Source organism: Micromonospora sp. NPDC002411, from assembly GCF_053592955.1.
Window position 1 is genome coordinate 36046 of sequence record NZ_JBSFBM010000013.1, and the last position, 6268, is coordinate 42313.

The following is a 6268-nucleotide window of genomic DNA, read 5'->3' on the forward strand; positions in this document are numbered from 1 at the left end:
GGCGGGTGAAACCTCCCGCGACCAACCACGAATCACCTGCTCAGGGCGTTACTCGCCCGTTGCCTTGGCGATGATCTCCTTCGCGACGCTCTGCGGAACCTCGGCGTAGGAGTCGAACTGCATGCTGTAGCTAGCCCGGCCCTGGGTCTTCGACCGCAGGTCGCCGACGTAGCCGAACATCTCCGACAACGGCACCAGAGCCCGGACGATGCGGGCGCCGCTGCGCTCCTCCATCGCCTGGATGATGCCGCGGCGGGAGTTGAGGTCACCGATGACGTCACCCATGTTCTCCTCAGGAGTGGTGACTTCAACGGCCATCATCGGCTCGAGCAGTGCGGGATCGGCCTTGCGGGCCGCGTCCTTCATCACCATCGAGCCGGCGATCTTGAATGCCATTTCCGACGAGTCGACCTCGTGGTACTGGCCGTCCAGCAGCGTCAGCTTCACACCGACCAGCGGGAAGCCCGCCAGGATGCCGTACTGCATGGCGTCCTGGGCACCGGCGTCCACCGAGGGGATGAACTCCCGGGGGATGCGGCCGCCGCTGACGGCGTTGGCGAACTCGTAGGTCGGCGAGTCGTTGTCCAGCGGCAGCGGCTCGACGCTCACGATCACGCGGGCGTACTGGCCGGAACCACCGGTCTGCTTCTTGTGCGTGTACTCGACCTTCTCCACCTTGCGGCGGATGGTCTCGCGGTACGCCACCTGCGGCTTGCCGACGTTGGCCTCGACGTTGAACTCGCGGCGCATCCGGTCGACCAGGATGTCCAGGTGCAGCTCACCCATGCCGGAGATGACCGTCTGACCGGTCTCCTCGTCCAGCTGGACGCGGAAGGTCGGGTCCTCCTCGGCCAGGCGCTGGATCGCGGTGCCCAGCTTCTCCTGGTCGGACTTGGTCTTCGGCTCGATCGCCACCGAGATGACCGGCTCCGGGAAGGTCATCGACTCCAGGATCACCGGGTTCGCCGGGTCGGAGAGCGTGTCGCCGGTGGTGGTCTGCTTGAGACCCTGCACGGCGATGATGTCACCGGCCTGCGCCGACGGACGCTCTTCCCGCTTGTTGGCGTGCATCTGGTAGATCTTGCCGATCCGCTCCTTGCGGTCCTTGGTGGAGTTGACCACCTGCGAACCGGAATCGAGCGTGCCGGAGTAGACCCGCACGTAGGTGAGCTTGCCGAGGTGCTTGTCCGTCTGGATCTTGAAGGCCAGACCGGAGAACGGCTCCGAGTTCGACGGCTTCCGCAGCAGCGGGGTCTCACCGTCGGTGGCCGTACCCTCGATCGCGGGGACGTCCAGCGGCGACGGCAGGAAGTCGACCACGGCGTCGAGCATGGGCTGGACGCCCTTGTTCTTGAACGCCGAGCCGCAGAGCACCGGGTTGGCCTTGCCGGCGATGGTGGCACGCCGGATGGCGGCCTTGATCTCCTCGACGGAGACCTCCTCGCCTTCCAGGTACTTCTCCATCACCGAGTCGTCGACGTCGGCGAGGGTCTCCATCAGCTTCTCGCGCCACTCGGCTGCGGAGTCGGCCAGCTCGGCCGGGATCTCCTCGACCGCGTAGTCCTCACCCTTCTGGGTCTCCCCGCGCCAGGTGAGGGCGCGCATGCCGATCAGGTCGACGACACCGATGTGGTCGCCCTCGAGCCCGATCGGGATCTGGAGCACCAGCGGGGTGGCGTTCAGCCGGTCGATCATCATCTGCACGCAGCGGAAGAAGTCGGCACCGGTCCGGTCGAGCTTGTTGACGAAGCACATACGCGGGACGTTGTACTTGTCGGCCTGCCGCCAGACGTTCTCCGTCTGCGGCTCGACGCCGGCGACACCGTCGTAAACCGCGACCGCACCATCCAGGACCCGCAGCGACCGCTCGACCTCAACCGTGAAGTCGACGTGGCCCGGCGTGTCGATGATCTGGATCGTGTGGCCCTTCCACTCACACTTGGTAGCAGCGGAGGTGATGGTGATACCACGCTCCTGCTCCTGCTCCATCCAGTCCATGACGGCAGCGCCCTCGTGGACCTCACCGATCTTGTACGTGATACCGGTGTAGAACAGGATTCGCTCGGTGGTCGTGGTCTTACCGGCATCGATGTGCGCCATGATGCCGATGTTGCGTACGTTGGCGAGCGCGTCTGCGGCGGCCACTTCAATCCCTACTTATCGTCGTCTCGACTCAACTGGTGGCGGTTCCGGCGCCCGTGGGCGCCGGAACCAGGGTGTTACCAGCGGTAGTGCGCGAAGGCCTTGTTCGACTCGGCCATCTTGTGCGTGTCCTCGCGCCGCTTGACGGCGGCACCGAGGCCGTTGCTCGCGTCCAACAGCTCGTTCATCAGCCGCTCGACCATGGTCTTCTCGCGCCGGGCGCGGGAGTAGGTGACCAGCCAGCGCAGGCCCAGGGTGGTCGCCCGGGTCGGGCGGACCTCGACCGGAACCTGGTAGGTGGCGCCACCGACACGACGGCTGCGCACCTCGAGGGTCGGCTTGACGTTGTCCATCGCCCGCTTCAGGGTGACGACCGGGTCGGTGCCGGACTTCTCGCGGCAGCCCTCGAGGGCCGCGTACACGATGGACTCGGCGAGCTGACGCTTGCCGCGGAGCAGGATCTTGTTCACCAGCTGGGTGACCAGCGGCGAGTTGTACACCGGGTCAGCGACCAGTGGCCGCCGCGGAGCGGGTCCCTTACGCGGCATGTCAGCTCTTCTCCTTCTTCGCGCCGTAACGGCTGCGCGCCTGCTTGCGGTTGCGGACACCCTGGGTGTCCAGCGAGCCGCGAACGATCTTGTAACGCACGCCGGGGAGGTCCTTCACCCGGCCACCGCGGACGAGCACGATCGAGTGCTCCTGCAGGTTGTGACCGACGCCCGGGATGTAGGCGGTCACCTCGATCTGGCTGCTGAGCTTCACGCGAGCGACCTTGCGCAGCGCCGAGTTCGGCTTCTTCGGGGTGGTGGTGTACACGCGGGTGCACACGCCGCGCCGCTGAGGAGAACCCTTCAGCGCCGGGGTCTTGGTCTTGGTCGTCTTCGCCTGGCGGCCCTTTCGGACCAGCTGCTGGATCGTGGGCACCGGGTTTCTCCGCTCCCTTCGGCCGCATCCGCGGCCGCGCCGTCTGCTCGTTAACCGGCCTGATGACCGGCTCTCCTACATTCCGACCAGGGTCGCCTTGCGGAGACCCCGGCACCCGCGGTCGGGCGTGTCGCCCTCGTCACGGCTCCGTTGCGACGCTTTCGCGTGCGAACCGGAGTTTGTCACCGGTGCGCGGGTTACCCCGCCCCGGATCTTTGGCTTGTCGTGCCGCCGCCCGAACTCCGGAAACAGCGCACGCACGAGTTGCCCGGGCAGGCCCGGGCACAAGGGGAAAGAGTACCTACCACAACCGCCCAGGTCAAAACGGAATGGCCCGGCGACTGTCTCACATCCGCCGGCCGGATCTCGTCCTGCCCTGTCGCCCGCGATGGGCACCTACGAGCACAAGTGTACCGGCTTCCCCGCAGGACCACCCGTCGGCCCCGGGGCAGCACCGGAAAGCGCCGCTGGTGCCATGACGGCACCGAAACGGACGGGAGTGGCCTAGGCCAGAGCAAGGAGCAACGCCAGGCCCAGGCCCAGGAGGCTGAGCACAGCTCCCACCACGCCGCAGCTGATCCCGGCCACCGCCAGACCACGGCCGGTGAAGCGGACGGCCGGAGGCGCTACCGGCCGGCGGATCTGCCGCTGACCGAGCAGCCCGATGACCACGGCTGCCACACCCGTCAGCACCCCGAGCACCGCGAACGCCCCGGAGGCCCAGGCCCCACCCTCGTCCACGAACGCCACCCCGAAGCAGATCACCAGCAGCGAGACCAGGGCCGACGCGATTCCGGCCACCAGTGCCCCGATGGCCAGCCCGGACGTGACCGGCGCCACGTCCAGGTGCACGACACCGAACGGCGTACCCGGAACGGTCTCGACCCGCTTCGGCGGTCGGCGCTGATCGTCGGTCGGAGGCGGCGGAGGCCCAGCCACGCCGTTCCATCCGGGCGCGTGACCCGGCGGCGGCGGACCCCACCCCTGGGGCACACCAGGCCCGGACGACGGCGCACCCCACCCGGGCGGCACGCCGGGCCCGGACGACGGCGGGCCCCACCCCTGGGGTGCGTAGGTCGGCCCACCGGAGACCGGGTACGGCTGGTGGAAGCCGGTCGGCACGGTCGGGCCCCAGCCGGGGTGCGGCGCACCCCAACCCGGCGCGGAGACCGGGGGGTGCGGTGGGCCGCTCGGACCCGGTCGCTCCCAGCCACTCGGCGCGGGCGAGGCCGGCGCGGGCGGCGTCGATGCAGGAGGGGTCGGTTCGGGCGGGGTCTGCGCGTCCGGAGGGCTGGCCGGTTCGTCCGCAGGGGGCCGCGCCGGTTCCGTCACGAGGTCCTCCTGTCGAAAGGGCACCACCGCCGCACGGTGGACACCGGCCAGGCTACCGCCGAGGACACCGCCGCCGGGGCGCGGCCACCGGCGGGCTCAGTCCATGTTCGTCGGGTAGTCGTGGCCGAACGGCGCGCCGGCCAACCGGACCACACCGATCACGACCGCGATCACCACGGTGACCGCGACCAGCACCAGGCCGGTCCAGGCCATCCGCTCCCCCCGCCGCAGCCAGGCGCCTCCGGTCAGGAAACCCCCCGAGGTGTACGCCTCACGGCGCGCCTGCCGCGCCAGTTGCAGTGCGACGGTCGCCGGCACCACCCCGCCGATGAAGAGCCCGGTCAACATGCCGAGCAGCCCCAGTGCGAAGACCGCCCGTGCCTTCGTGGCACGGGCCGGATCCGGGTCCAGCGGGTGACGCGGGTCCTGCTGCGCGACGGGCACCTGCCCGGGTGCGGTCGTCATCCCCCCATCATGCCGAACTCACCGCCGGGGTGGGTGGGTCCGGACACGACGAGGCCCCCGGCGGACACCGGGGGCCTCGTCGTGTGATTGGTGCTTAGCGGTACGACCCGAAGTCGAAGTCGTCCAGCGGCACAGCCTGCCCGCCGGCCGGCCCGAACCCGTAGTCGGTCTCCGGGTACCCGGTCATCGAGTAGACCTTGGCCTTGGCCTCCTCGGTCGGCTCCACCCGGACGTTGCGGTACTTGCTGATGCCCGTACCGGCCGGGATGAGCTTTCCGATGATCACGTTCTCCTTGAGGCCGACCAGCGAGTCGCTGCGCGAGTTGATCGCAGCGTCGGTCAGCACCCGGGTGGTCTCCTGGAAGGAGGCCGCCGAGAGCCAGGAGTCGGTGGCCAGCGAGGCCTTGGTGATACCCATCAGCACCGGACGACCGGCGGCGGGCTCGCCGCCCTCCGAGACGAGTCGGCGGTTCTCCGACTCGAACAGCGCCCGGTCGACCAGCACACCCGGCAGGAACTCAGTCGAGCCGGAGTCGATGACCGTCACCCGCTTGAGCATCTGGCGGATGATGATCTCGATGTGCTTGTCGTGGATGAGCACACCCTGCGAGCGGTAGACCTCCTGGACCTCACTGGTCAGGTGGACCTGGACCGCCCGCGGACCCATGATCCGCAGAAGCTCGTGCGGGTCGATGGTGCCCTCGGTCAGCTTCTCGCCGACCGCGACGTGACCGCCGTCGTGGGTACGGAGCTTGACCCGCTTCGAGATCTTGTCGTAGACGATCTCGTCGCTGCCGTCGTCCGGCACCACGATGATCTTGCGCGAGCGCTCGCCGTCCTCGATCCGGATCCGGCCGGGGGTGTCGGCGATGGGCGCCTTACCCTTCGGGACCCGAGCCTCGAAGATTTCCTGAACACGCGGCAGACCCTGGGTGATGTCCTCACCCGCGACACCACCGGTGTGGAAGGTACGCATCGTCAGCTGCGTACCGGGCTCACCGATGGACTGGGCGGCGATGATGCCGACCGCCTCGCCGATGTCGACCGACTTACCGGTCGGCAGCGACCGGCCGTAGCAGGCCGCGCAGACACCCAGCTTCGACTCGCAGGTGAGCACGCTGCGGACCCGGACCGTCTCCACGCCGGCGGCGACGATCTTGTCGACCCCGATGGAGTTGATGTCCTGGCCGCGCTCGGCCACCACGGTGCCGTCCGGACCCTTGATGTCGTCGGCCAGCGTCCGGGCGTGCACGCTGGTCTCGGCGTGGGTGTGGACGACGAGCTTGCCGTCCAGCTTCTCGCCGATCTGCATCGGGATCGCCCGGTCGGTGCCGCAGTCCTCTTCGCGGATGATGACGTCCTGCGAGACGTCCACCAGACGACGGGTCAGGTAACCCGAGTCGGC

The 6268-nt window shown here is 68.8% G+C and carries 5 protein-coding genes and 1 pseudogene; all 6 read right to left on the reverse strand.

The genetic code is table 11. From position 1 onward, the window contains the following. Positions 1-48 precede the first annotated feature (48 nt). The gene (gene fusA, locus ACWCO3_RS03495) at positions 49-2145 is read right to left on the reverse strand and encodes an elongation factor G (RefSeq protein ID WP_145778896.1); all 2097 of its coding nucleotides are present in this window, start codon (positions 2143-2145) and stop codon (positions 49-51) included. Positions 2146-2219: 74 nt separating this feature from the next. Then, positions 2220-2690 (reverse strand): 30S ribosomal protein S7, encoded by a 471-nt coding sequence (gene rpsG / locus ACWCO3_RS03500; protein ID WP_007465317.1) that lies wholly within the window; start codon positions 2688-2690, stop codon positions 2220-2222. Position 2691: 1 nt separating this feature from the next. Further along, positions 2692-3066: a 30S ribosomal protein S12 gene (gene rpsL, locus ACWCO3_RS03505; protein ID WP_007465318.1), complete on the reverse strand. Its 375-nt coding sequence runs from the start codon at positions 3064-3066 to the stop codon at positions 2692-2694. A gap of 504 nt (positions 3067-3570) precedes the next feature. Then, positions 3571-4005, reverse strand: a complete 435-nt coding sequence (locus tag ACWCO3_RS03510; protein ID WP_145778895.1) for a phage holin family protein — start codon at positions 4003-4005, stop codon at positions 3571-3573. A gap of 489 nt (positions 4006-4494) precedes the next feature. Continuing rightward, positions 4495-4863: a hypothetical protein gene (locus ACWCO3_RS03515; RefSeq protein ID WP_145778894.1), complete on the reverse strand. Its 369-nt coding sequence runs from the start codon at positions 4861-4863 to the stop codon at positions 4495-4497. A 94-nt stretch (positions 4864-4957) separates the two neighbouring features. Further along, positions 4958-6268: pseudogene (locus ACWCO3_RS03520) on the reverse strand (DNA-directed RNA polymerase subunit beta'); the annotation flags it as partial.